Origin of the sequence: Paenibacillus aestuarii (genome assembly GCF_027789125.1) — a bacterium.
In the GTDB taxonomy this organism is placed as follows: Bacteria; Bacillota; Bacilli; order Paenibacillales; family NBRC-103111; genus Paenibacillus_E; species Paenibacillus_E aestuarii.
Genome location: NZ_JAQFVF010000023.1, coordinates 185,615 through 208,765, shown reverse-complemented (window position 1 = coordinate 208,765; position 23,151 = coordinate 185,615). Strand labels below are relative to the sequence as shown.

General features: G+C 49.2%; 26 protein-coding genes. 18 read left to right on the top strand and 8 right to left on the bottom strand.

Translation table 11 applies throughout. The features are described from left to right. Positions 1–165: 165 nt before the first annotated feature. Together O9139_RS09595 and O9139_RS09590 are read left to right on the top strand one after the other, a co-directional pair. Positions 166–1,656, top strand: a complete 1,491-nt coding sequence (locus tag O9139_RS09595; RefSeq protein WP_270879241.1) for a L,D-transpeptidase family protein — start codon at positions 166–168, stop codon at positions 1,654–1,656. Between the two features lie 76 nt (positions 1,657–1,732). Further along, a complete protein-coding gene (locus O9139_RS09590) occupies positions 1,733–2,170 on the top strand; it encodes a carboxymuconolactone decarboxylase family protein (protein ID WP_270879240.1) in 438 nt (145 codons plus the stop codon). A gap of 64 nt (positions 2,171–2,234) precedes the next feature. On the opposite strand, the gene O9139_RS09585 is transcribed toward O9139_RS09590, so the two are convergent. After that, positions 2,235–3,350: an aminopeptidase gene (locus O9139_RS09585; protein WP_270879239.1), complete on the bottom strand. Its 1,116-nt coding sequence runs from the start codon at positions 3,348–3,350 to the stop codon at positions 2,235–2,237. Positions 3,351–3,497: 147 nt separating this feature from the next. Between O9139_RS09585 and O9139_RS09580 the strand changes: the two genes are divergently transcribed. Further along, positions 3,498–4,040, top strand: coding sequence for a hypothetical protein (locus O9139_RS09580; RefSeq protein WP_270879238.1), 543 nt, complete (start codon positions 3,498–3,500; stop codon positions 4,038–4,040). Beyond that, positions 4,030–5,208 carry an MFS transporter gene (locus tag O9139_RS09575; protein WP_270879237.1) on the top strand — a complete coding sequence of 393 codons (1,179 nt, stop codon included), beginning with the start codon at positions 4,030–4,032 and terminating at the stop codon, positions 5,206–5,208. Before O9139_RS09580 ends, O9139_RS09575 begins: the two co-directional genes overlap by 11 nt. 24 nt (positions 5,209–5,232) lie before the next feature. Here O9139_RS09575 and udk read toward each other — a convergent pair whose 3' ends face one another. Together udk and O9139_RS09565 are read right to left on the bottom strand one after the other, a co-directional pair. Next, on the bottom strand, positions 5,233–5,868 hold the full coding sequence (udk, locus tag O9139_RS09570) for a uridine kinase (protein WP_270879236.1): 636 nt from the start codon (positions 5,866–5,868) through the stop codon (positions 5,233–5,235). A 117-nt stretch (positions 5,869–5,985) separates the two neighbouring features. Next, a complete protein-coding gene (locus tag O9139_RS09565; protein WP_270879235.1) occupies positions 5,986–6,303 on the bottom strand; it encodes a hypothetical protein in 318 nt (105 codons plus the stop codon). A 334-nt stretch (positions 6,304–6,637) separates the two neighbouring features. Between O9139_RS09565 and O9139_RS09560 the strand changes: the two genes are divergently transcribed. The 10 genes from O9139_RS09560 (at position 6,638) to O9139_RS09515 (ending at position 15,941) form a co-directional block, all read left to right on the top strand. Continuing rightward, positions 6,638–7,015 carry a hypothetical protein gene (locus O9139_RS09560; RefSeq protein ID WP_270879234.1) on the top strand — a complete coding sequence of 126 codons (378 nt, stop codon included), beginning with the start codon at positions 6,638–6,640 and terminating at the stop codon, positions 7,013–7,015. 13 nt (positions 7,016–7,028) lie between these two features. Further along, on the top strand, positions 7,029–8,564 hold the full coding sequence (locus O9139_RS09555) for a sensor histidine kinase (RefSeq protein WP_270879233.1): 1,536 nt from the start codon (positions 7,029–7,031) through the stop codon (positions 8,562–8,564). Further along, complete coding sequence (locus tag O9139_RS09550; RefSeq protein ID WP_270879232.1) at positions 8,561–10,123, top strand: DUF3369 domain-containing protein; 1,563 nt, start codon at positions 8,561–8,563, stop codon at positions 10,121–10,123. The genes O9139_RS09555 and O9139_RS09550 overlap by 4 nt, the downstream gene beginning before the upstream one ends. A 315-nt stretch (positions 10,124–10,438) precedes the next feature. Further along, complete coding sequence (locus tag O9139_RS09545) at positions 10,439–11,296, top strand: patatin-like phospholipase family protein (RefSeq protein ID WP_270879231.1); 858 nt, start codon at positions 10,439–10,441, stop codon at positions 11,294–11,296. Positions 11,297–11,572: 276 nt separating this feature from the next. Further along, positions 11,573–12,631, top strand: coding sequence for an ABC transporter substrate-binding protein (locus O9139_RS09540; RefSeq protein WP_270879230.1), 1,059 nt, complete (start codon positions 11,573–11,575; stop codon positions 12,629–12,631). Between the two features lie 26 nt (positions 12,632–12,657). Beyond that, a complete protein-coding gene (locus tag O9139_RS09535; RefSeq protein WP_270879229.1) occupies positions 12,658–12,948 on the top strand; it encodes a thiamine-binding protein in 291 nt (96 codons plus the stop codon). Further along, on the top strand, positions 12,949–13,716 hold the full coding sequence (locus O9139_RS09530; RefSeq protein ID WP_270879228.1) for an ABC transporter permease: 768 nt from the start codon (positions 12,949–12,951) through the stop codon (positions 13,714–13,716). Positions 13,717–13,735: 19 nt separating this feature from the next. Continuing rightward, on the top strand, positions 13,736–14,512 hold the full coding sequence (locus O9139_RS09525; RefSeq protein WP_270879227.1) for an ABC transporter ATP-binding protein: 777 nt from the start codon (positions 13,736–13,738) through the stop codon (positions 14,510–14,512). Further along, positions 14,496–15,299: a TatD family hydrolase gene (locus tag O9139_RS09520; RefSeq protein ID WP_270879226.1), complete on the top strand. Its 804-nt coding sequence runs from the start codon at positions 14,496–14,498 to the stop codon at positions 15,297–15,299. Before O9139_RS09525 ends, O9139_RS09520 begins: the two co-directional genes overlap by 17 nt. Positions 15,300–15,380: 81 nt before the next feature. Continuing rightward, complete coding sequence (locus O9139_RS09515) at positions 15,381–15,941, top strand: DNA-3-methyladenine glycosylase I (RefSeq protein WP_270879225.1); 561 nt, start codon at positions 15,381–15,383, stop codon at positions 15,939–15,941. A gap of 125 nt (positions 15,942–16,066) precedes the next feature. On the opposite strand, the gene O9139_RS09510 is transcribed toward O9139_RS09515, so the two are convergent. From O9139_RS09510 to O9139_RS09500, 3 genes are all read right to left on the bottom strand, one after another. Further along, positions 16,067–16,366, bottom strand: a complete 300-nt coding sequence (locus O9139_RS09510) for a hypothetical protein (protein WP_270879224.1) — start codon at positions 16,364–16,366, stop codon at positions 16,067–16,069. A 479-nt stretch (positions 16,367–16,845) separates the two neighbouring features. Beyond that, a complete protein-coding gene (locus O9139_RS09505) occupies positions 16,846–17,820 on the bottom strand; it encodes a YpdA family putative bacillithiol disulfide reductase (RefSeq protein WP_270879223.1) in 975 nt (324 codons plus the stop codon). Between the two features lie 146 nt (positions 17,821–17,966). Next, on the bottom strand, positions 17,967–18,152 hold the full coding sequence (locus O9139_RS09500) for a hypothetical protein (RefSeq protein WP_270879222.1): 186 nt from the start codon (positions 18,150–18,152) through the stop codon (positions 17,967–17,969). A gap of 166 nt (positions 18,153–18,318) precedes the next feature. On the opposite strand from O9139_RS09500, the gene O9139_RS09495 reads away from it, so the two are divergent. Beyond that, positions 18,319–18,573 (top strand): DUF2164 domain-containing protein, encoded by a 255-nt coding sequence (locus O9139_RS09495; RefSeq protein ID WP_270879221.1) that lies wholly within the window; start codon positions 18,319–18,321, stop codon positions 18,571–18,573. A gap of 32 nt (positions 18,574–18,605) precedes the next feature. Next, positions 18,606–19,232 carry an NUDIX hydrolase gene (locus O9139_RS09490; RefSeq protein WP_270879220.1) on the top strand — a complete coding sequence of 209 codons (627 nt, stop codon included), beginning with the start codon at positions 18,606–18,608 and terminating at the stop codon, positions 19,230–19,232. 63 nt (positions 19,233–19,295) lie between these two features. Here O9139_RS09490 and O9139_RS09485 read toward each other — a convergent pair whose 3' ends face one another. Continuing rightward, a complete protein-coding gene (locus O9139_RS09485; RefSeq protein ID WP_270879219.1) occupies positions 19,296–19,460 on the bottom strand; it encodes a hypothetical protein in 165 nt (54 codons plus the stop codon). 15 nt (positions 19,461–19,475) lie between these two features. Then, a complete protein-coding gene (locus O9139_RS09480; RefSeq protein WP_270879218.1) occupies positions 19,476–19,730 on the bottom strand; it encodes a DUF2533 family protein in 255 nt (84 codons plus the stop codon). 148 nt (positions 19,731–19,878) lie between these two features. Here O9139_RS09480 and hrpB point away from each other — a divergent pair, with 148 nt between their 5' ends. Together hrpB and O9139_RS09470 are read left to right on the top strand one after the other, a co-directional pair. Beyond that, positions 19,879–22,368: an ATP-dependent helicase HrpB gene (hrpB, locus tag O9139_RS09475; RefSeq protein ID WP_270879217.1), complete on the top strand. Its 2,490-nt coding sequence runs from the start codon at positions 19,879–19,881 to the stop codon at positions 22,366–22,368. Between the two features lie 22 nt (positions 22,369–22,390). Continuing rightward, positions 22,391–23,143 (top strand): alpha/beta hydrolase family protein, encoded by a 753-nt coding sequence (locus O9139_RS09470; protein WP_270879216.1) that lies wholly within the window; start codon positions 22,391–22,393, stop codon positions 23,141–23,143. Positions 23,144–23,151: the final 8 nt, after the last annotated feature.

Below are 23,151 nucleotides of genomic sequence, written 5' to 3'. Positions count from 1 at the left end.
GATCACCTCCGTCGGTTCAGGTTTTGCTTTTTTCCGCGGAATCATACGTGACGCAACAAAACAGTTGCCAGCACGAGTAGTGCATGATACATTATGTATCAGAGGTACGTTTTGTATCGAGTGATACGTAATGTATCAAACATTATGTGAATGGAGAGGAGCCGATTGATTCGACGCAGCCAACGTTTTCGTCATTATTTGGATGATAACTTGATTCGTTTGCACAAAAACTTATTTATTAGTCCGTCAGATCCCCAGTATTACGAAAAAGTCATCCGCTATCTGGATGCGCGTTCGCCTGAAGCGCATTATAATCTTGGGCAAAACTTCCGGATAAAGGGCAATCGGAAAAGAGCTTTGTTTCATTACAAAGAAGCGTTGAAAACGTATCCGTCTCCCTATTATTCCGCTGCGAACCGGGCTGTCTATGAAATGAATCAGGAAGAGGCCGCCGCCACAACCGCGCTGCAGCATGCAGGTGCTATCGGGGATGAAAAGCGCAAGCCGCTTTTGCCGCCGTTGATGAAAGCGCTGTTGATTACACTTCTAGTACTGAACCTGATCCTCTGTGCATTGTACTTCATCGATAGTCCAGTCAAAAAAGTGATTTCTTCTCTGAAAGTTTGGCCGGTAGGCGCCGAGGTGACCTATGAAACGGTGGACAAGCCGTATATCATGTATTTCCCGCCTCAGGTGAAGCAAGAGGAGATGGAAGCCGCGCTGCAGAAGCAAGCGGTTGCCTTGACCAAAGACGATCCTGAGCAAAATGTCGTGCTTTACGGACTCCTTTCAAGCGATGCCCGAGATCAGGGAAAGACGCTGCTGCTGACCAATGAGGAGCTAATCAAGAGCGCTGTCGTCACCGCTCAGTATCATCCAGGTTCAGATCGCACGGTTAAAATTCGATTTTTGAACAGCCAGCTCAACCAGCACCAACCGCTTAGTGCGATTGGTGCTAATTTAGTTCGCACGGCATTAGCCGCCTATCACAAAGAATATGACGTCTATCCCGGATCTGTGGAAGCGCTGGTGCAGGATTATCCGCAAAATTTTCTGAGCTTTATCCCCGTCGAACCGAATTCAAGCTCTAACGTGATTCATTTAGCGGAGGACGATAGCGGCGGTTGGGTCTATGACCCGTTCGCCGACGGGCTTGACCATATCTTCTATCCGAATGTAAGCGGCGGCAGTGAGATGCCTTATGAGCCGTTCTACATCAATGTAGATAAGCAGGCGCATAATCTCAAATTTATCAGCGGCGACCGTTTGTTGTATCAAGCCGCTATTGGCCTCGGGGCTAACGACAGCACGCCCGAAGGGGACTTTTATGTACAGGATCGCGTCATCAAACCGCAAGGCAGGCACCCGAATGTCTTCGGTGATGCCGGATTAGGGCTGGGGAACATTGCGCTGCACGGCACCAATGAACGCGACTCCATCGGCGAGGATCGCTCACTAGGCTGCGTTCGTCTATCGAATGAGGATGTCGGACAACTGTACACATTCGTCCCCAAGGGGATGGAAGTTCATATCGGATCGGCGACACGCCTTGCTAAGGGATTAACGCCGGTCGCAGATATGCAGGAACTCATCCCAGCTGAGCAGCCGGCCATCGTGCAAACGCCTGCCCATCAAATTTTCAACTGGTTAGGATAAAAGCTGTCACAAAATAAAACTCGGTTTCGTCCTAAGGAAGGAAGTAACCTAAAGAGAACCTTGAGGAGGAACCAACATGTCAGTAAGAATGGATTACAGAAAAGAGAATCCGGCAGCCTACCAAGCGCTGCTCGGACTTGAGAAGTTTGTGGTGGAAAGCAGTCTCGACAAGAAGTTGATTGAACTGATTAAGCTGCGTGCCTCGCAAATAAATGGCTGTGCTTTTTGCCTGAATATGCATGCCAAGGATGCTAGGGCAATGGGGGAGACCGAGCAGCGGATCTACCTGCTCAACGCTTGGCGCGAAGCTCCGTACTACACTGCAGCAGAGAGAGCCGTCCTGGCGTTGACTGAGGTCATTACACGAATATCGGATGCCGGTGTGCCGCAGCACATTTATGATGACGTTCGTGAGCATTTTGATGGCAAGCAGTTTGTGGAGCTGGTGATGGCGATTAATGCCATTAACAGTTGGAACCGCATCGCAATCTCGACAGGTATGATGCCAAATTAAGGAAAAAGCAGCTGATGCAAAGAGGGAATGTCGCATTCCCCATGCTCAGCTGCTTTATTATTGACTACATTAAATTCTCAGGATTTAATTTCTCCAGTTCAGGAATGACGAAGCGGCCGTCTTTGCGGATCAGGACATCGTCGAAGTAAATTTCGCCGCCGCCGTATTCAGGGCGTTGAATCAGAACCATATCCCAGTGAACGGAGGAACGGTTGGTGTTATCGGCAGTTTCATAGGCTTGACCAGGTGTGAAGTGGATGCTGCCGTCGATTTTTTCATCGAATAAAATATCTTTCATCGGATGTTTAATGTATGGATTCACGCCGATCGCGAACTCACCAACGAAGCGCGCGCCTTCATCCGTATCCAAAATTTCGTTCAGCTTCTTCGAATCGTTGCTGGATGCTTCGACAATTTTGCCATTCTCGAAACGGAGTACGATATTTTCAAAGGAAGTGCCCGAATAAATCGTTGGCGTATTATAGCTGATCACACCGTTAACGGAATCTTTAACAGGCGCTGTGTACACTTCACCGTCCGGAATGTTGCGAAGACCTGCGCATTTCACCGCGCCAATTCCTTTGATCGAGAAGGAGATGTCAGTGCCAGGCGAAACGAGACGGACGCGATCCGTACGATTCATCAACGCTACGAGGGATTCCATCGCTTCACCCATTTTGCTGTAATCCAAGTTACATACGTTGAAATAGAAATCTTCAAAAGCTTCTGTGCTCGTGTTAGCAAGCTGCGCCATGGAGGCATTTGGATAACGCATTACGCACCATTTGGTGTTGTTGATCCGCTCATCGAACAGCGGGCGCTGGAAATGCTTCAAATACAGCTTCATTTGCGCATCAGCCACGTCGGAAGATTCGGTAATGTTGTCGCCGCTGCGAACAGCCACGTAAGCATCCATTTGTTTCATCCGGACCATTTCAAAATCAGACCAAGCTTTGAACTGCTCTTCTGAGCCGCCCATTTGCAGGCTTCTCAAGATTGCAGGCTCGCGAAGTTCTACGAACGGTTGTCCACCAACAGCGTACACTTCTTCTATAAAGCATTTGGCAAGTTCGGGATCCTTGATGCCGATCAATTCGATTAATATTTTCTCACCGGGCTTCAGGCTCACGGAGTAGCGAATGATGTTGCGTGCGAAGGTTTGCAGTCTAGGATCTCTCATACGATAATTCTCCTTCAAAATATGTATTCTAACTCTCAAATTATACCTCATTCTTCCTGATGAAGCGAGTCGCGGCATTTCGCAACGCTATGCAGGGTATGCTACAATGGAGAGCGGCTTCAATGCGTGTGACAGAAGGAGGAAGTTATGGCAAGAGAGCAGATCAAAGTTCCTTTCGGGTATGAGCAGCCAGCCCGATCCCATAAAGGATCGCTCCTGATTTTTGAGACCTTCGAGGATTGGAACGAAGTGGATATGCGTGCGATGATCGATTTCGCAGAGGCACGTAAATTTGTGCGCGCGATCTTTTACCCTCAGCATGAAGAGACGCTCAGGCGCATGGGAATCCCATGCGAAATGCCTTATTACGCGCGAATCAAGCTCTTGGAAAGCATGCTGCAGGAGATACAGTCAAATGTAACGGTTGACGTCGACGCTTGGGAAGGGAAGAGGAAGAAGTATACGCCACTGGACACTTCCTTGCATTTTTTAACCGACAAGTACCATGGTCCGTACTTCATCGCGATGAGTGACAGATATATGAATCTGTTCGTCACTTACCCATCCTTCAAGGAATGGATCAAACATGCAAGATTTTTCATCCTTCCCCGATTCGGCGTGCCTCTTAATCAGAAGCTGCATGATTACGCGGAGCGATGGGAAGTTGTAGAGATGATTAATGGCGTATAATAATACGATGACACGCGGTAAGCTGCTGATTCTCATCCTGGCCGTCGTTGTAGCCGGAATCAGCCAAGGCATGCTGCTGCCGCTGTTAACGATTCTGCTGGATCGGTCGGGTCTCTCGGCCGATGCCAACGGCATGAATGCGGCGGCGCTGTACATCGGTATTTTTGCGACGATGTTTTTTATCGAGAAGCCGGTTGGCCGGTTTGGCTATAAGCCGATAATTGCCACAGGGCTCGTCCTGGTGACGCTCGCCACATGCCTATTTCCGGTGTGGCAGCATCCAGCGTTCTGGTTTATTCTCCGGTTGATGGTCGGAGTCGGCGACAGCGCGCTGCACTATGCCACGCAACTGTGGATTGTGGCATCAAGCCCCAAAGAACGCAGAGGCCGCAATATCTCCCTTTACGGCATGGCTTACGGCGCTGGATTCAGCTTAGGTCCGCTCGGCATTAATCTTTTGAAAGTCGGGTTATGGGCCCCATTTCTAACCACGACGGTGTTCTTCCTAGTTGTGCTGCTTTTGCTTCTGCGGCTGGCGAATGCGCATCCCGAGCACAACGAAAAAGGGGAAGGCGTACATAAACGCGCTTCCAAAGTCTATCGGCTGGCCTGGTTTCCGCTGATCCCATCCTTGCTTTATGGGTACATGGAAGCTGCGATGAACAGCAACTTCCCGCTGTACGGCTTGCGCATCGGGCTTCACGAAGCCGATATCGGACTTCTTCTTCCTATTATTGGTATTGGCAGCCTGATCACACAATTGCCTCTCGGCATTTGGAGCGATCGGATCGGACGCAAGAACATCCTGATGGCCGCAGGGCTTGTCGGCTCGCTTGCCTTCCTGTGTGTGCCCTTCGCGGGCAGCAACCAGTGGTTGATCGGCCTGTTATTCGCCCTGGCAGGCGGGATGGTCGGCTCGTTTTTCTCGTTAGGCTTAGCTTATGCGGCTGATGTGCTGCCTAGACAGCTGCTGCCAACCGCGAATGTGATCGGCTCGATTCAATACAGCATGGGCAGTATCGCCGGTCCGATGATCGGCGGACTCAGCATCCGGTTTATCGGCGCTGAGAGCATTTTTTACTTTCTGGGCCTCTTTTATTTTTTATTTGCGCTAACCGGGTTTGGCTATCAACGCGCGGCTGCATGGCAAAAGACACTCGAACCGTAACGGTTGGAGTGTCTTTTTTGTCGTTTATCCGATTTCGTAAGCTGCCGCTCGGTCTATCATATAACGTTCTGTTAATATCGTTAGCATCGAAATGCCGATTTCATTTTCGCCGCCTTCTGGGATAATGATATCCGCATACTTCTTGGATGGTTCAATAAAGGCGTCATGCATAGGCTTGACTGTCGTTAAATATTGATCGAACACGGATTGCAGCGTACGTCCGCGCTCATTAATGTCACGCGTTAAGCGTCGTAAAATTCGTACATCGGGATCTGTATCGACGAACACTTTGATATTCAGCGCGTTGCGCAGCTCTTCGTCTGTAAGGACATGAATGCCTTCGATCAGGACAATCGGCTTCACATCGATCCGAATCGTCTCAGCGGAGCGGGCGTGCTGCGAGAAATCGTAGACAGGGATGTTGACCGATCGGCCTTCTCTTAACTCCATCAGGTGCTCAAGCAGCAGTGTGTTCTCGAATGCATTCGGATGATCATAATTAATGCTTTCCCGTTCTGCAAAAGAAAGTCCGTTATGATGAATATAATAATTATCTTGTGAAATCAACGTCACATTAGTAGAACCCAATTTATTCATGATCGAACGAGCGACTGTTGTTTTACCTGAACCGGTTCCCCCGGCAATACCTATTACTAGCATGAACTATAGTGCCTCCCCAAATAACTTAAAACTCATACCGACTAGTTTAACATAATGTTCGCCAAAAATGAAAAAAAAGCGATCGAAAACATCGATCACTTTGCAAGTGCATCATTTTTAACGGATTTGTCTTGGGGTGTGGAACTTCTCTGTATTGAAATCGATATCTTGTGAAGCCTGGGAAAGCTGCTCTAACTTCATTTTAATCTGCTGGCCGTATTGCTCATTATTAAATGATTCCAGCTGGCCTTGCGCTTCCGCAACCTGCTGTTTGGCCTGAACAAGTGCGGCTTGCGACGACTGAATCGCTTGCGGATCCGCTTGTGTCATTGCAGCTTGCAGCTTGTGTTCTGCTTTCTGGGCGAGCATGATCGCTTGTTCGGCGGCTTCCAGGGCATGTTTGACTGGCTCTTGATGCTGTCTCGTGTCTGTCATGGGATGAGGTTCCTCCTATAAGGTTTGAAGTAAGCGATGGATGTTGATTTGACTTTACTTACCATGCACCAAAACGGGGGAAATCATTCCTTGATGTGGGAAATGGAGATAGTTTTATTTCCTGGGCAAGCGCAAAATATGAGCATTCATATGTTTATTCGACATTAATAGTCAGATAATTCGGAAGAAACGGATAAGTCAAACATTTAACCCCGTATATCAGTTGATTTTAAAAATTTGTATAAGAAAAAGAGGGGTTTTGTTTCTAAGCTAGAATTGTTGTTTTTATTGGATAATTAGACACATTGCGGCTTGTCAGGAGATGAATCTGAACATGAAAATCAAACATATATTCGCTGTCGCGGCATTGACTGCGCTGCTTGCCGGATGTGGAGCAGCCAAGACCGATTCGACAGTCGCAGCTACATATAAGCCAACATTGGATTACCAGGCTACGGTGAATGGGGATACGGTGGTGCTCAATATTTCGACTGATCTGCAGCTATCTCTCGAGCATTACGACCATGAGCGCAAACAGGGTGAGGGTCATATTCATCTGTTTTTGGATGATGGGAACAAGGTAATTGTCACGAACAAGCAATACGTACTCGATCATGTGCCGAAGGGAACTCACCAGGTCACACTTTCCCTGCATAATAATGACCATACTCCTTATAACGTCAGCAAAACGATCAGCTTTGAAGTGAAGTAAGGAGATATCATTGATGCCATTAAAGAAAAAACGAATGAGCTTGCAAAAACGAATTATTTTACTAGTCACAAGTGTGACAGTTGTCATGCTTTCAACGATGATCGCCTTCGATACGATTAGTATTAATCAATCCATTCGCCAGGCGTATGTGAGCCAAATTAGCGGAATTACGCTGGCCATTAACGGCCGCTATGAAGAGTCCCGATCGATCCAAGACGTTCAACAAATTTTCGATTATATTCAATATAAGAATGCCCGCGTACTGGATATGAAATTGTACAATAAGGAAGGGCGTATTCTTGCCGCTTCGAATCGCACTGTGGTCGGGCAAACAGTGAATGCGATGATGTTCAAGATTCCGAATCAGGATCAAACGATCGTGGACAGGCTTCCAATGGAGAAAAGCAATAAACCAGTCGTTCGTCTCATTGCTCCGCTGCAGGAGGATGGTACGGTTGTCGGCGCGGTCGAAATTATTTTCGATTCTTCCGAAGAAACAGCTTTGCTGAATAACAGGCGGTCATTGATCTTCGTTGTGGGGATCAGCGATGCGATTCTGCTATCCGTTCTGCTCTGGATCATCCTGCGCAAAATCGTGCTGAGACCTTTAAAAAGGCTGCGCGAGGCTGCAATTATTGTGAAGCAAGGCGGCGAGTTGCCGAAGCTTGAGTTCTATGCATCTCCCGAAATTGAAGATGTGTCAAATGCTTTTAATGACATGGTACATAACCTGGAAGTCAGGTATCAGGAATTGCAAGACGCGCTCAAAACGCTGCAGAGAACACAAGATAAATTGATACAATCGGAGAAAATGGGGGCACTAGGCGGCCTTGTAGCTGGTGTAGCGCATGAAATCAATACGCCTCTCGGCATCGGTGTGACCGCTGTGTCGTATCTGGATGACAAGGCGAAACATTTCCAAAACTTATTTGAATCGGGCAAAATGAAAAAATCAGACTTGGAGCACTTCTTGTCCATCGTGCAAGAGTCAAATGCGATGGTGCAAACCAATCTGGAACGCGCTTCATCACTAGTCAGGAGCTTCAAGCAAATTTCCGTGGATCAAAGTATGGAAATGAGGCGAATGTTTCAGCTATCTGAATATTTGCAAGGTATTATCCTTAGTTTGAAGCCAACATTGAAAAAGACAAAGCTGCGTGTTCATGTGGAATGCGCGGATGCCATTATGCTCTGTACTTATCCAGGGGCGTTATCGCAAATTGTGACGAACTTGGTGATGAATTCGTTGAACCATGCCTACTCTTCTGAAGAGGAAGGAAATCTGATCTTGCGTGCCGAGGAATACGAGGATCGGGTGACCTTGTATTATTCCGATGACGGGAAAGGGATGAGTCAGGACGTGCTGGAACATATTTTTGACCCATTCTTCACGACGAGCCGCGGCAAGGGTGGAACAGGGCTTGGTATGAACATCGTATACAATCTCGTCACCCAGACGCTGGGTGGGACAATTAGCTGCTATAGTGTCGTCGGACAAGGCAGTCTATTTCAAATTGAAATTCCGAACAAGGAGGAGGAAGATCGATGACACTTCAAGATCAAGATGATCTGTTATTTGCTGATGAGGACGAATCGGATGCCTCTTTAATTGTAGAAAACGAGCAAGAACCGTGGATCATTCTTGTCGTAGATGACGAGAAGCAAGTCCATCAAGTGACCAGAATGGTGCTGGAGGACTTTGAGTTCGATGGAAGAAAACTGGCGATTCACAGCGCATATTCCGCTAATGAAGCCAGAAAGCTGATTGCCGTTCAGCCGAATGCAGCCTTGATCCTGTTGGATGTTGTGATGGAGCAGGAGGATTCGGGCTTACAATTGGTCAAGTTCATTCGGGAGGAGCTCAAAAACAGCGCCATCCGTGTCATTTTGCGAACCGGACAGCCGGGACAAGCCCCGGAACGCACGGTGATTATGAATTATGACATTAATGATTATAAGGAAAAGACGGAGCTAACGACCCAGAAACTTTTCACCACTGTCATCACGGCGTTAAGATCTTATCGCGATATCCGTACGATCGAAAAGAGCCGCTCAGGTTTAGAGGAAATTATTAAATCGTCAGCAACGCTATTCGAGCTGCAATCGATGAAGAAGTTTGCTTCTGGTGTTCTAACGCAGCTGACCTCTATTGTCAACTTACATAAAAATGCCATCCATTGCAGCTTTGCCGTGACCAGGGGTGTTGAAGACATCTATATTTTGGCAGCAAGCGGAGATTTCGCGGCGAGCAGCGATCAACGAGCGCGGGATGCTGTGCCGGCCGAAGTGCTGAAGGAAATCGAGCAAGCTTTTGCCTTGAAGAAAAGTTCATTTGGCAGTGAACACTTTGTGATTTATTTCCAAAGTAAAATGGGAATGGAAAATGTGATTTACATGAATGGTTTCAAACCGTTAAGTGAATGGGAGCACTATTTGGTGGACATTTACTGCACGAACGTTTCTGTTGCCTTTGAAAATATTTATTTGAACCAGGAACTGGAAAACACCCAGAAAGAGATCATTTACACAATGGGTGAAATCACGGAGACGCGGTCGAAGGAAACGGGCCATCATGTGAAGCGGGTCGCCGAATATTCCCGTCTGCTTGCTTTGAAATATGGTCTCTCCGAGCAAGATGCGGAGATTATCCGCTTGGCTTCTCCGATGCATGACGTCGGGAAAGTTGGCATTCCGGATGCAATTTTGAACAAACCGGGTAAATTGACTTCACAGGAATTTGAAGTTATGAAGACTCACTCCAATCTCGGTTATGAAATGCTTAAGCATTCTAATAAACAAGTGCTGAATGCAGCGGCGATCATCGCGCAGCAGCATCATGAGAAATTCGACGGCACCGGCTATCCGCAAGGGTTGCGAGGCGAGGGCATTCACATCTTCGGACGTATTACGGCGCTGGCTGATGTGTTCGACGCTCTGTGCAGCGATCGGGTATACAAAAAAGCGTGGGAGCTTGATCAAGTGATCGAGCTGCTGCAGAGCGAGCGTGGCCGCCATTTTGACCCGGTTATCGTAGATCTGTTCTTGGCAAACCTGGATGAGTTCCTGGCGATTAAAGAACGGTTCAAGGAGCAGTCGCTGCCAGCATAAGAATAATGCCGAAATTAAATCATCTGGGCCTCAGCAAAATCAACAGCATCAGGTTAGATTTTTAATGGATGCGCATTTGCTGAAGAAGCAGAAATCCGACGAATTCCCGGCAAGTTTGAACGGGATCCCTTAAAGTATGACGTATGGCGTGAGAACAAAGGCTGTTTCCCTTCGTGTGCCGAAAGGGGGCAGCCTTTATACTGTGCCAGGACAGACAGCATCCGAATGGTAGTAGCCCTTTTCTTTTATTGGCAAATTCCTGTATGCTTAAGAATAGCATGGCGTTGCCGACGCCAACAGATAGAGAGAGAAGGTGTGCTCGTGGAAGGCGTAGGCCTCGTACTTGAAGGCGGTGGTATGCGTGGCGTATACACGGCCGGTGTTTTGGAATATTTTATGGAACAAGATTGGTATTTCCCATATGTCATCGGCGTATCAGCCGGCGCTTGCAACGCTGCTTCGTATATTTCGAAACAGCCCGGACGTAATAAGAAAGTGACGATCGGTTACGTCGGCGATACCCGTTATTTAAGCTATCGCAATCTGTTGCGGCATAGAAGTATATTTGGGATGGACTTCATTTTTAATATAATTCCTAATCAACTTGTGCCCTTTGATTTTGATACGTTCTTTGCTTCGCCGCAGCAGTTTGTCATCGGGACAACGGATGCGCATACCGGGGAGCCAGTTTACTATACGAAGCATCAATTGAACGAACAGACGATGCCAATCGTACAAGCTTCGAGTTCATTGCCTTTTGTGTCCACGCCGATTCATTATGAGGGTAGGACATTGTTCGATGGCGGGCTCGTGGATCCGATTCCGATTGAGCGCTCCATCGCCGATGGCAATACCAAACATGTGATCGTATTGACGAAGGAGGCCGGGTATCGAAAAAGCCCCTTTAAGCAAAGATGGCTAGCCAAGAGCTTTTATCCGCAGTACGAAGGGCTCGTCAATGTACTCGTGAATCGCAGTGAAATCTATAACCGGACTTTGGAGAAAGTCGAACAGATGGAACGGGAAGGCAGCGCGATCGTTATTCGACCCTCTTCGAAAGTCGTTGTAGGCCGTATGGAGAAAGATCCGGACAAGTTAGAGGCGCTCTATCAACTCGGGTATGCAGACGCCAAAAGTTGGGGTCCCAAAATGAAAGAATGGCTGTTTGCCTAAATTTTCATGGATTTTCATTGCAATCGTCGTCAAGTTGATGTATGGTAGATACAAACCAATAAGACCCACGGGAGCTTGAGGAGTCAGGCTGAGAATGTGACCGTAACCGTCACTTACCGTTAATCTGATCTGGGTAATGCCAGCGTAGAGAATTCGCATGAAGCTAATTGCCTTACGGATATATGCCGTTTGGTTCTATGATTTTCTACTCATATGGCGCTCCCGGATACCGGGGGCTTTTTCTTTTGGTTGCAAACAGAGAGGAGAAACTAAGTAATGAAATGGAGTAAAATCGCACCACTTATGCTGGTCAGCGCAGCAATCGCTGTATCCGGCTGCGGCAATCAAGCCGCACAACCTAACGCAGGAGCAACAGCTTCTCCGTCAGCTGCAATGACAACGGCTGCAAGCCAAGCGCCGGTGAAGAAGTTAACCGATGTGAAGGTGGTTCTAGACTGGACACCGAACACCAACCACACAGGGCTGTATGTTGCCAAGGACCAGGGATATTTTGAACAAGAAGGATTGAATGTACAAATCATTCAGCCTGGCGAAGGCGGCGCCGATGCTATGATCGCGTCCGGTGCTGCTGACTTCGGTGTCAGCTATCAAGAAGGCATTACCCAAGGCCGCATTCAGGGCGTGCCGATTGTTTCGATTGCTGCAGTCATTCAGCATAACACTTCAGGTTTTGCGTCGCCGGTTGCCAAAAATATCAAATCGCCGAAAGACTTTGAAAACAAAACGTATGGCGGATGGGGTTCACCTGCTGAAAATGCGATGATCGAATCGCTGATGCAAACGGAGAAAGCTGATCCAAACAAAGTGAAGATCGTGAACATTGGTGATGCCGATTACTTCACAGCAGTAAAACGGGATATCGACTTCGCTTGGATTTATTATGCCTGGACAGGCGTGGATGCCGAGCTGCGCGGAGAGCCGATGAACATGATTTATTTAAACAAATATTCGGATAAACTGGACTATTATACACCTGTACTGGCTACCAGTGAAAAAATGATTAAAGAGAAGCCGGACTTAGTCAAAGCGTTCACTGCTGCTGCGGCCAAAGGATATCAATTCGCCATCGATAAGCCGGAAGATGCAGCGAATATCCTGATCAAAGCTGTTCCGGATCTCGATCCTAAGTTGGTGATGGCGAGTCAGAAATGGCTGAGCCCGCGCTATAAAGATGACGCTCCGCGTTGGGGCGAACAAAAGCGTTCAGTTTGGGATAATTACGCGAACTGGATGCTGGATCATAAGCTGCTGGATAAAAACCTTGACGTAGACCATGCATTTACGAATGACTTCTTGCCAGCATCTTCCAAATAATAGCAGACGGAGAGGAGCCCGTTCCCATGGCAAATGCACTTGTCAGCATTCAAATTTTACCGAAAACCAAAAACAATGATGACATTATTCCTTATGTCGATCGCGCGATTGAAGTCATAGCCAAATCCGGGGTGAAACATCTGGTTAGCCCGCTCGAAACGACGATGGAAGGGGACTTGGATCAATTGCTTGCCATCGTGAAGGAAATGAACGAGGCAATGATTGAGATGGGGAGCCCGAATGTGATCTCCCAAGTGAAAATCTATTTCAATCCGTCCGGAGCCTCCATGGACAAGCTGACGGAGAAATATAGATAAATGAAACAGCAGCGCTGGATTCGTGCAGGATGGCCGCCTATAGTCGTGGTCATCCTTGTGCTGCTTTTATGGCAGCTTGCCGTGACTTGGGGGAACACGGCCAGTTGGTTATTGCCCAGTCCGCTCAAGATTGTGACGGAGGGCACCACGGACATGCCGCGTGTCTGGATGCATACGCTGGCCACGATAAAAATCATGCTGATCGGCTTCGTGGTTGGTTCAGGCCTAGGCTTGGTGCTTGCGAGTGTCTTGCATATCGTACCGGGATTCAAAGCTGGCTTTTATCCGCTGCTCATTTTGTCCCAGAACGTACCTACCATCGCATTAGGCCCGCTGCTGATCATCTTATTCGGATTCGGAGTTCTGCCGAAAATCATTCTGATTTCATTAGTATGTTTTTTTCCAGTCACGATGGCCACTCTGGATGGATTCATGCAGACGGATCGAATGATGTATAACTATATGCTGATGCTAGGAGCAAGTAAGCGACAAATCTTTTTCAAGCTTGAATTGCCGCATGCGCTTCCTTTTTTATTTTCCGGGTTGAAAATCTCGGCTACCTATAGCGTAATGGGCGCAGTGATCGCTGAATGGTTAGGCGGCGGACAAGGCTTAGGCTACTATATGATATTGCAGAAATCATCCTTTAGAGCCGATCGTGAATTTGTCGCTATCCTTGTCATCGTCGCTCTAAGCTTGCTATTTTTTTGGCTGATCGCACTGCTGGAGAAATGGATCATCCGTTGGAACGTTAAACGTTCTTCATAGAGGGAGGGTGGGGGCGAGTATGAGCAAATTAGAGCTAAAAAACATTCATCAATCTTTCCCTTCAAAAAAACAAACCACAATGGTACTCTCCGATATTTCGCTGAAAGTGAATGATGGCGAATTCGTTTCCATCATCGGCCCTTCAGGGAGCGGGAAGAGCACGTTGTTTCATATTATTGGCGGGCTGCTAATGCCTACATCCGGCGAAGTCCTATTAGACGGCACTCCTGTGACAGGTCAGAAGGGATTGATCAGCTATATGCCGCAGCAGCCGGCGCTGTTTCCATGGCGCTCCATTGAGGAGAATGTCATTCTCGCGCAAGAAGTGGCCGGTATCGCTCGTGATCATGCGCTGGCTGCGGCAAGAGAGTGGCTGCCGAGAGTTGGACTCGGCGGGTACGAGAAAGAATTGCCCCATGTGCTTTCCGGCGGCATGCAGCAGCGGGTATCGTTTCTGCGGGCACTATTGAGCCCGAAAGAGCTGATGTGTCTGGACGAACCGTTCGGTGCGCTGGATGCTTTAACAAGGCAAGAGATGCAAGCCTGGTTACTAAATATTTGGGAGCAGAATAAACGTTCGATCCTCTTTGTCACACATAGTATAGAAGAAGCGTTATACTTGTCCGATCGCATCTACGTATTATCGAACAAGCCGTCGACCGTGCTCGAAGAACTTGTTGTGCCGTTCGGGCGCCCGCGTCAAGAAGCGATCATGAAGGACGTGCTGTTTCAAGAACTGCGCCAACATATACAAGGTCATCTACGTAAGGAGGTGCAACATGATCAAGGGCGTTGAGGCTCACATCCATTTGGATATGTATGAGGAATCCAAAGCGCGGGAAATCGCAGCTGAACTGCATGATCATCATGTGTTAGCGATTATTGCCGTTTCCAGGCATCTTGCCTCGTCGAATGCCACGAAAGCGCTGCGCGATCATGCGCCGGATCGCGTGTTTGCCGCATATGGCTTTCATCCGGAACAACAGCTGCCGACTGAGGACGAGCTCACGGCGCTTGAAAGCTGGATCATAGAGCATGCCGATGAAGCCGTTGCGATCGGAGAGATCGGCTTACCTTACTACATGCGTAAGGAAGCGGAGGAACAAGGCGCTGAATTCGATCTTGAACCCTATATCAAGGTTCTCGATCGCATGTTGCGCTTAGCGGCCCGTTTGCACAAGCCTGTCGCCTTACACGCCGTGTATGAAGATGCCGATATCGTTTGCGATCTCTTAGACCGGCATGGAATCCGCAAAGCCCATTTTCATTGGTTTAAAGGGTCAAGCCTGACGTTGCAGCGCATGATGAATTCGGGTTTCATGATCTCGATAACGCCTGACGTCCTGTATGAGAATGAAATTCAGGATCTGGTCCGCATCTATCCTATCGAGCAGATGATGGTGGAAACGGATGGACCCTGGCCTTTTGAAGGGCCTTTTGAAGGACGTGAAACACATCCGCATATGATTTTTGCGGTTATCGAACAAATTGCCAACATCAAACATATCCCGCTGCAAGAAGCGGCAGACCGGCTTCTTCGGAATACGGTGCAGTTTTATTCACTGCCTATCAACAACGAATAGGCTGCTGGACAAGCCTGCGTTCTGCACGATATAATGAAATGAGAACGTATGTTTGATTTCTGGAGAGAGAGTTGATGTGGCATGACGGTAAGATGCGGCTGGGTCAATGAAGATCCGCTATATATCGAGTATCATGATCACGAATGGGGTGTTCCTGTTCACGATGATCAGAAATTGTTTGAAATGTTGAATTTGGAAGGTGCGCAAGCGGGACTCAGCTGGTATACGATTCTGAAGAAGCGCGAGAACTATCGTGAAGCGTTCGATCAGTTCGATGCTGCTCTGATTGCTAGCTACGATGATGAGAAGCTGGCCTCACTTTTGAGCAATCCAGGCATTGTCCGCAATCGTTTGAAGATTGCCGCTGTCGTGGAGAATGCCAAAGCGTTTCTGCGCGTTCAGCAGCAATTCGGCAGCTTCGATGCGTATATTTGGAGCTTTGTCGGCGGTGAGCCCATTGTGAACGAAAGGGAAAGTCTTAGTCAAGTTCCGACCTCAACTGCACAGTCCGATGCGATGAGCAAAGATTTGAAAAAGCGCGGCTTCAAATTCGTGGGTTCAACGATTTGCTATGCCTATATGCAAGCAACCGGAATGGTCAACGACCATGTTCAAGCGTGTTTCAAACATCAGCCAAAATAAGCAATAGGAGGTGAACTTCGCAGCAGATTAATTCTGTCTGGAGCGCGCCTCTTTTCTTAAGTAAGCCGATGTGCTATCAGTTAACCGCATGCGCCTAAGCGGAATAGGCCCATGCGGTTATTTTATTATGCATATTGCAAGATCTTCTCTTGCAAATTCGCTTTAATCAGATGGATTCGCTTGCGTACATAAAAGTCATAAACGGCGCCAGTCAACTCGCGCGGCTTAATCCGGTTATTCGTATCGTTGTCGATGATCGTTACAGAACCGTCGTCGTAAAACTTGAACGTATAGTCAATATACGAATGATCTGTTTCGTCAATCAGTTCCTCAATCTGCCCGGGCAGTAGACTGTCGGAGTTACATAACGCCTTATGGTACCAATAGTCTCGCTCGATAAAACGAAAATTGTGACTTCTGCTCATTATGCAACAACCTCCTTCGATAATGGGAACGTTTGTTTGTACCCTCATTATACCAAACATTTGTTCGTGGATGCAAGTGGTTTGCATAGAAAATGGGAATTCGTTTCATATTAGTTTCTGCAGCTATGTCTCAACCGGAAGGAGGCGTTGGGAATGATTGACAGAGAAAAAGGCGTGAACGGTTCGCAGCAAGTGGAAAGAGAGTCTGGTCAGAAGCAGAAGCTGGGCAGATCGGCCGCGAAGAAGAAGTCGAAATAGTAAGCGATTTGCGAACAAATAAACGAAAAATGGAGCTAAGCAGCTATGTGCTTAACTCCATTTTTTACCTCATATGGGCAGCTGGTCACCTTATCCTGCAAAAATAGCAGGATAATCGCAACCTATCTGCAGTTCGGCGCAATCCAGTCAAATATCCTGCTAGATTTGCAGGATACATCAAAAATCATGGTACTTTTGCAGGATAAGCGTCCGGTTTGTCTCTATTCCGTCTTCGAACAGATATGCTCAGTAATCGCAACCCCGTGCAAGCGCCCGCTCTCAATAAAAATTTCATTAGCGGCAAATTTGGATGCCGCAACAACGCCGGCAACGTACAAGCCTTGCACGCTAGTTTCCATCGACTCGCTCACGATCGGAGCCGCCGTCTCCTCGTAGAACTCAACACCCAGCGAGATCAGCAAATCCCGGTCTGGGCGAAAGCCGGTCAACGCCAGCACGAATTCATTATCCAGGTTGACGCGTTCACCGCCTTGATTGACAATGATGTCATGTTCGCGGATTTCCTCGACCGTTGAATCAAACAGCATCTGGATGCGGCCCTTATTCACCGCGCCCTCAAACAGCGGGCGTACCCACGGCTTAATATTGGCCGAGAATTGGCTGCCACGGTACACGACCGTTACTTCCGCGCCGACCCGAATAAGGTCCATGGCCGCATCAACAGCAGAGTTGTTGCCGCCGATAATGGCCACTTTTGCGCCTGAATAAGGGTGTGCTTCCTTATAGTAATGCGTAACTTTGGGCAGCTCTTCACCAGGAATCCCCAGCATGTTCGGATGGTCAAAATAGCCAGTAGCCATAACAACATATTTCGTTATGTAGGTGGCTTCATTGCCAAACTGATCCCGTGTTCGCACTACGAACAGTTCTTCTTGCTTCTCAATGGCAATGACTTCCTCATAAGAGCGAATGCGAAGGTTTTCTCTTCGGGCTACTTCCCGATAGTATACTAACGCTTCTTGACGATACGGTTTTTCGTGTGGTGTTGTAAACGAATAACTGCCGATTTCCAACATTTCAGGCGTGCTAAAAAATTGCAAATATGTGGGATATAAATAAATAGAGTGCACGATACAATTTTTCTCTATAATTAATGGCGAAAAACCTGCGCGCTGCAGCTCGACAGCAGCTGACAGTCCACAAGGCCCGGCTCCCACTATAATCACTTGTTCCAAGATATGTCCCTCCTCAGTCCCTCAGTATAAATCTATCTTTACATAGTAACGCAAGCGAAGCGAAGATGCCAGAATCAGCAAAAAAAAGGACAGCTGACGCCCCCACATGAAAGGAGATCGCCGGCTGCCCGGTTCGGAAGCAAATCCTAAGGTTTTACTACATTTTGCTGTGTTTGTTCTTGTCCTTCGCTCAAATCATCCTTGGAGATGTTTACGGAAGTCATATTCGGGGCATTTTCCAACGTATCATTGACAAATTCCATATCTTGATTTTTCGCATTCATATTCGTAGTTCCTGTGTAGTTCCCGCGATGCGTATTATTTTCAACCATAGGTGTCTAGTCCCCCTTTCCAAAAAATGTAACGTTCGGCATTAACATGCGCACTTCGCCCTTTAATTATTCATCACCCGCCAAGCAGGCTGCGCAGAGGAGCGGAGATAGAAACGTTCTCATTTGTCCGTTATAATGGAAAATAACGATAGGGAGGGAACGCAAGTTGAAACCTTTAAAACTGCCAAAAGAAGAGAAAGAATTATTAATTGATGACTTGCAGGGTCATTTGGAACTTGAACATGATATAACATTAGGACGCTTGGCGACAGAACAGCTTGTCGATTTCATGCTGCAGCAATTGGCGGCTCCGATATATAATCAAGCGGTGGAGGATGCGCGTGCAGTGCTGATGGAGCGAATGGCCTCGCTAGAGGATGATTTGTATGCACTGAAGCGCTCCAAGCCCGGAAGAAGATAAGTCTGATAACCGATAAGGAAGGAGAAGGCAGCGTGAGCAAGCAAGAAGAGATCTTTGATATTTATGATGAACAAATGAATTGGATCGGTACGGCACCACGTTCAGAAGTGCATGCCCAAGGGCATTGGCACCAGACATTTCAATGCTGGATTCTGAGCTGTGAAGAGTCGGAGCCGAACCTGCTGCTGCAATTGCGCTCTGCGGACAAAGACTTATTTCCCAATTTGCTCGATATTTCCTCGGCCGGACATTTGGCAGCAGGGGAAACGGTGCGGGATGGAGTTCGCGAGCTGGAGGAAGAGCTGGGGCTGAAGGTAGAGTTTGATGAATTACTCGCCTGTGGCACATTCGCCGAAGAAGACCTTATGTCGGAATCGCTGATTGATCGCGAGTTTTGTCATATTTTTATTTATCGCTGTGATCAGCCGCTTAAGAATTATCAACTGCAGGAAGCGGAAGTCAGCGGTATTTTTGCGGTGAAAATGAAGGCATTTGAGAAGTTGGTGAGCGGAGAAGCTGCATCGGCTACAGTTAGTGGCATCATGCTGGCAAACGATGAAGTGACAAGAGAAATTGCCTTATCAGATCTCGTGCCGCATCCAGCCGCATATTATCAATTGTTGTTTCAAGCTATACGCAGGTATGAGTTAGTGGACTGAGCGACAAAACGGGAGACAGCAAAAAAGAACCGTCCTTCAACGGTTCTTCTGAGCAGCAAAGGCTTAGACAAAGTATTGATTGGCTATGTACGCATACAGGAAATAACAAACGATTGAAAGCACAACAAGCAGAATGCCTGATGCAATCTTACGCTTAAAAAGAAGCAGGAAGCCTAAGCTGAATGCGGACCCCATGACCAGCATGGATACAAACGTTAAAATGCCCATCGTACGGTTTACTCCTTACTTGTTGTTGACGTATTCACGTACCATATCTTCAGTTACATAGGAACGGAGCGGCGAAATGCCTTTCTTCGCATGTGCGATGATTTCTGCGGTAATGGCATTGATTTCATCGACATTGAAAGAAAGACCACGCCGGCATAGATCGAGGCAGGCTTCGATCGCTTGTTCGCGCTGCTCATCCAGTTCAGCAAACCGAACCAAATGCAAATGCTGCGCCGTGGAATGCTTCGATATCGCTTCATGTACATTCATGTTAAAGTTCTCCTTCGGTGACCAGTTTCTCCCTTAGTATACACGATTGCTCGGAGAAGGAACAGGTTTCGACAGGAAAACGAGCGGTCAAGCAAGAATATTCAAAAGTATAATGAAACCACCTATAGATGTACCGGAGTGAACACAAATGAACCCATTGCCGATTCAATCGGTATTACCTGAGTTAAAAGAAGCATTATTACATCACCAATGCGCTGTTCTGGTCGCCGAGCCTGGAGCGGGAAAAACGACACAAGTGCCCTTGGCGCTCCTGGATGAGCCTTGGCTGCAAGGTAGGAAAATTGTCATGCTGGAGCCGCGAAGGCTGGCAGCCCGCTCAGCAGCCCGCTATATGGCCCAGCAGCGGGGAGAGCAGGTAGGCGAGACGATCGGTTACCGCGTGAAAAATGACACCCGCGTCGGCCCCAAGACGCGCATCGAAGTGATCACAGAAGGCATCCTGACGCGCATGCTGCAATCCGATCCGGCGCTGGAAGGGATTGGCGCAGTCATTTTTGACGAGTTCCATGAGCGGAGCTTGCATGCCGATGTCGGTCTTGCCTTTAGCAAGCAATCGCAATCGCTGCTCAGAGAGGATTTGCGCCTGCTGATCATGTCGGCGACCATCGAAGCGGAAGAAGTGGCAGCGATGCTGGACGATGCGCCGGTTTTAAGAAGCGAAGGCCGATCTTATCCAGTTGAAACCCGTTATCTGGAAAAACAGCTTGAAGGCAGAGTTGAAACGGCTGTTGCCAAAAGCATTCAGCATGCGCTGCAGGCGCATGAAGGAAGCATGCTGGTGTTTCTGCCGGGCGCTGCCGAAATCCACCGTGTCGAGAGCCTGCTTGCGCCGCTTCAGATATCGCAAGATGTCATCGTAGCGCCGCTATACGGCAATTTGTCGCAGGAAGCGCAAGATTTGGCTTTGACCCCCTGCCGCCACGGTCAACGGAAAATCGTGCTGGCGACTTCGATTGCGGAGACCAGCTTGACGGTAGAAGGCGTCACAGTTGTGATCGACAGCGGGCTCATGCGGGTGTCGCGTTTTTCACCGCGAACGGGCATGACCCGGCTGACGACCGTTCCTGTGTCGCAAGCCTCGGCGGATCAGCGGCGGGGCCGCGCCGGCCGGCTCGGTCCAGGCGTCTGCTACCGCCTGTGGACCGAGCAGGAGCACCGGCATAAGCCGCAGGCCGGCACGCCGGAGATCCGCGAGGCGGACCTCGCGCCCTTGGCGCTCGAGCTGGCCGCCTGGGGCGTCCCAGACCCAGCGGAGCTGGTCTGGCTCGATCCCCCGCCTGCCCCGGCCTACCGGCAGGCGCGGGAACTGCTCGTGCAGCTCGGCGCGCTGCACGAGAGCGGCGGCCTAACCCCGCACGGCAAGCGCCTGGCGGAGTTAGGCCTGCACCCCCGGCTTGCGCACATGGTGCTGCAAGCCGTTCCGCTCGAGCTCGGCGCCATGGCGTGCGAGCTCGCAGTCCTGCTGAGCGAGCGCGACATTCTGCGCGCCGCCAAAGACCGCGATGCGGATGTGCGCACCCGCATCGAAGCGCTCTGGCGTGCTGACCGGGCGGAGCAGCGCGGGGAGATCGACTTTGGCTTATGCCGCCGGATTGCGGCGGAAGCCAAAGTCTTGCAACAGTCGCTGGGTATCCGCCCCAGCGGCAAGGAAACGGCGGCGGCGAGCGGCTTGCTGCTCGCCAGCGCCTATCCCGACCGGATCGCGCAGCGGCGCTCGACCGGCCGATTTTTGCTCAGCAGCGGGCGTGGTGCCGTGCTGCCGGAACTGCAGCTGCTATCGAATGAACCTTACCTCGTCGCAGTCGAGCTGGACGATGTCGGCAGCGAGAGCCGCATTTACTTGGCAGCGCCCATCGCGGAGGATGAGCTGCTGGACGCTTATCAGGATCAGCTGATCCGTGAACAGGAAGTAGCATGGGACGCGCAAACGCAAAGCGTCAAAGCAAGAGAACGGATTCGGCTTGGAGCGATCGTGATTAAGGAAGTACCGATCAGCAGCCCTGACCCGGATCGGCGGGTTGCTGCTTTTGTGCAAGGTCTCGCGCAGGATTCACTTGACAGCCTGCCATGGACGCGCAATGCCCGGTCACTGCAGCAGCGGGTAAACTTTTTGCACCATGTTGACAAGGATTGGCCTGATATGAGCGAGGTTGTCTTGCAGGATACGCTGGCAGACTGGCTGGCTCCGCATCTTTATGAGGTCAAGAATCGTAATGACTTGCAGCGGCTGCCGCTCACGAGTATTTTAGAAGAGATGCTGACTTGGGAACAGCGGAGGCAGCTGGAGGAATGGGCGCCGACACATATCCAAGTACCCAGCGGATCGCGGATTCCCGTTGATTACAGTGAACCGGTATCACCGACACTTGCGGTGCGGCTGCAGGAAATGTTTGGCCTGGCGGATACACCGCGCATTGCCAAAGGCCGCGTGCCGCTGACGATTCATCTGCTTTCGCCGGCATCGCGCCCGGTGCAGGTGACGAGGGATTTGGCGAGCTTTTGGCGGAATACGTATTTCGAAGTAAAAAAAGATCTCAAAGGCCGCTATCCCAAACACTATTGGCCGGACGATCCGATGACAGCCGTGCCCACGAACAGGGCGAAGCCGAGGGTATAGACCTGCACGAAAGGATGCATGTATGAGCCTGTCTACAAATAAGCGGATCGCGGTATACATATCGGCGGGCTTCGCCACAGCGCCTAATTTTTTAGATGCGTTTGCTGCCGAACTGGCGTCCCGGTTTCAGCAATCAGGCTGGCATGGGCAAGTGAGCATTCATTTCCCGTATGGGGACTGGTCGCGGAATGCGCTGCGGCAGCTGCATGAAATCGGCAAAGATTTGTGGATGAAGAGATCAACAGCTTCGGGTACCGATTCGGCTCCGGTGGGGCAGCCAGACTACGGCGCGAAAAGTTTGTATACATTTATTCGCCAGCATGCTTCGCCTGAAGAGCCGTTGCTCTTGATTGGCCACAGTGGAGGAGCCGTTGCCTCCATGCAAGCAGCCGAGCTTTTGAGCAAGGAAGGCAGAGAGGTTATCGGTGTCATCCAGATCGGCTCGCCCAAAAACTGGATTCCAGCCCCTTGGAAAGAGCGGGTGCTCTATATTCATGCCGAGTATCGCCGAAAAAGCACGCTGGATCCCGTTCCGTGGATCGGCAGCTGGGGCGGCTGGATCCGAATGCCTTCGGGAAGATGGCGCTGGAGCCGGGAGAAGCATGCGCCTGTCAGTCGTCAAGGGGTGTCCATCCTGGGTGGACATGCCGATTATTTTCGCGATCATGAGCCCTATGTAGAAGCGGGAATGACCAATATGCACAAAACAGTGAATGCCATATGGGCTTGGCTGGACAAGCTGATTTTACAGATAGATGAACCCATAAATGAATGAAAAGGACG

Coding starts and splice junctions, on each gene's coding strand:
- O9139_RS09590 (WP_270879240.1), top strand. CDS start 1,733: ATGTCAGTAAGAATGGATTACAGAAAAGAGAATCCGGCAGCCTACCAA.
- O9139_RS09585 (WP_270879239.1), bottom strand. CDS start 3,350: ATGAGAGATCCTAGACTGCAAACCTTCGCACGCAACATCATTCGCTAC.
- O9139_RS09580 (WP_270879238.1), top strand. CDS start 3,498: ATGGCAAGAGAGCAGATCAAAGTTCCTTTCGGGTATGAGCAGCCAGCC.
- O9139_RS09575 (WP_270879237.1), top strand. CDS start 4,030: ATGGCGTATAATAATACGATGACACGCGGTAAGCTGCTGATTCTCATC.
- udk (WP_270879236.1), bottom strand. CDS start 5,868: ATGCTAGTAATAGGTATTGCCGGGGGAACCGGTTCAGGTAAAACAACA.
- O9139_RS09565 (WP_270879235.1), bottom strand. CDS start 6,303: ATGACAGACACGAGACAGCATCAAGAGCCAGTCAAACATGCCCTGGAA.
- O9139_RS09560 (WP_270879234.1), top strand. CDS start 6,638: ATGAAAATCAAACATATATTCGCTGTCGCGGCATTGACTGCGCTGCTT.
- O9139_RS09555 (WP_270879233.1), top strand. CDS start 7,029: ATGCCATTAAAGAAAAAACGAATGAGCTTGCAAAAACGAATTATTTTA.
- O9139_RS09550 (WP_270879232.1), top strand. CDS start 8,561: ATGACACTTCAAGATCAAGATGATCTGTTATTTGCTGATGAGGACGAA.
- O9139_RS09540 (WP_270879230.1), top strand. CDS start 11,573: ATGAAATGGAGTAAAATCGCACCACTTATGCTGGTCAGCGCAGCAATC.
- O9139_RS09535 (WP_270879229.1), top strand. CDS start 12,658: ATGGCAAATGCACTTGTCAGCATTCAAATTTTACCGAAAACCAAAAAC.
- O9139_RS09530 (WP_270879228.1), top strand. CDS start 12,949: ATGAAACAGCAGCGCTGGATTCGTGCAGGATGGCCGCCTATAGTCGTG.
- O9139_RS09525 (WP_270879227.1), top strand. CDS start 13,736: ATGAGCAAATTAGAGCTAAAAAACATTCATCAATCTTTCCCTTCAAAA.
- O9139_RS09520 (WP_270879226.1), top strand. CDS start 14,496: ATGATCAAGGGCGTTGAGGCTCACATCCATTTGGATATGTATGAGGAA.
- O9139_RS09515 (WP_270879225.1), top strand. CDS start 15,381: ATGACGGTAAGATGCGGCTGGGTCAATGAAGATCCGCTATATATCGAG.
- O9139_RS09510 (WP_270879224.1), bottom strand. CDS start 16,366: ATGAGCAGAAGTCACAATTTTCGTTTTATCGAGCGAGACTATTGGTAC.
- O9139_RS09500 (WP_270879222.1), bottom strand. CDS start 18,152: ATGGTTGAAAATAATACGCATCGCGGGAACTACACAGGAACTACGAAT.
- O9139_RS09485 (WP_270879219.1), bottom strand. CDS start 19,460: ATGGGCATTTTAACGTTTGTATCCATGCTGGTCATGGGGTCCGCATTC.
- O9139_RS09480 (WP_270879218.1), bottom strand. CDS start 19,730: ATGAATGTACATGAAGCGATATCGAAGCATTCCACGGCGCAGCATTTG.
- hrpB (WP_270879217.1), top strand. CDS start 19,879: ATGAACCCATTGCCGATTCAATCGGTATTACCTGAGTTAAAAGAAGCA.
- O9139_RS09470 (WP_270879216.1), top strand. CDS start 22,391: ATGAGCCTGTCTACAAATAAGCGGATCGCGGTATACATATCGGCGGGC.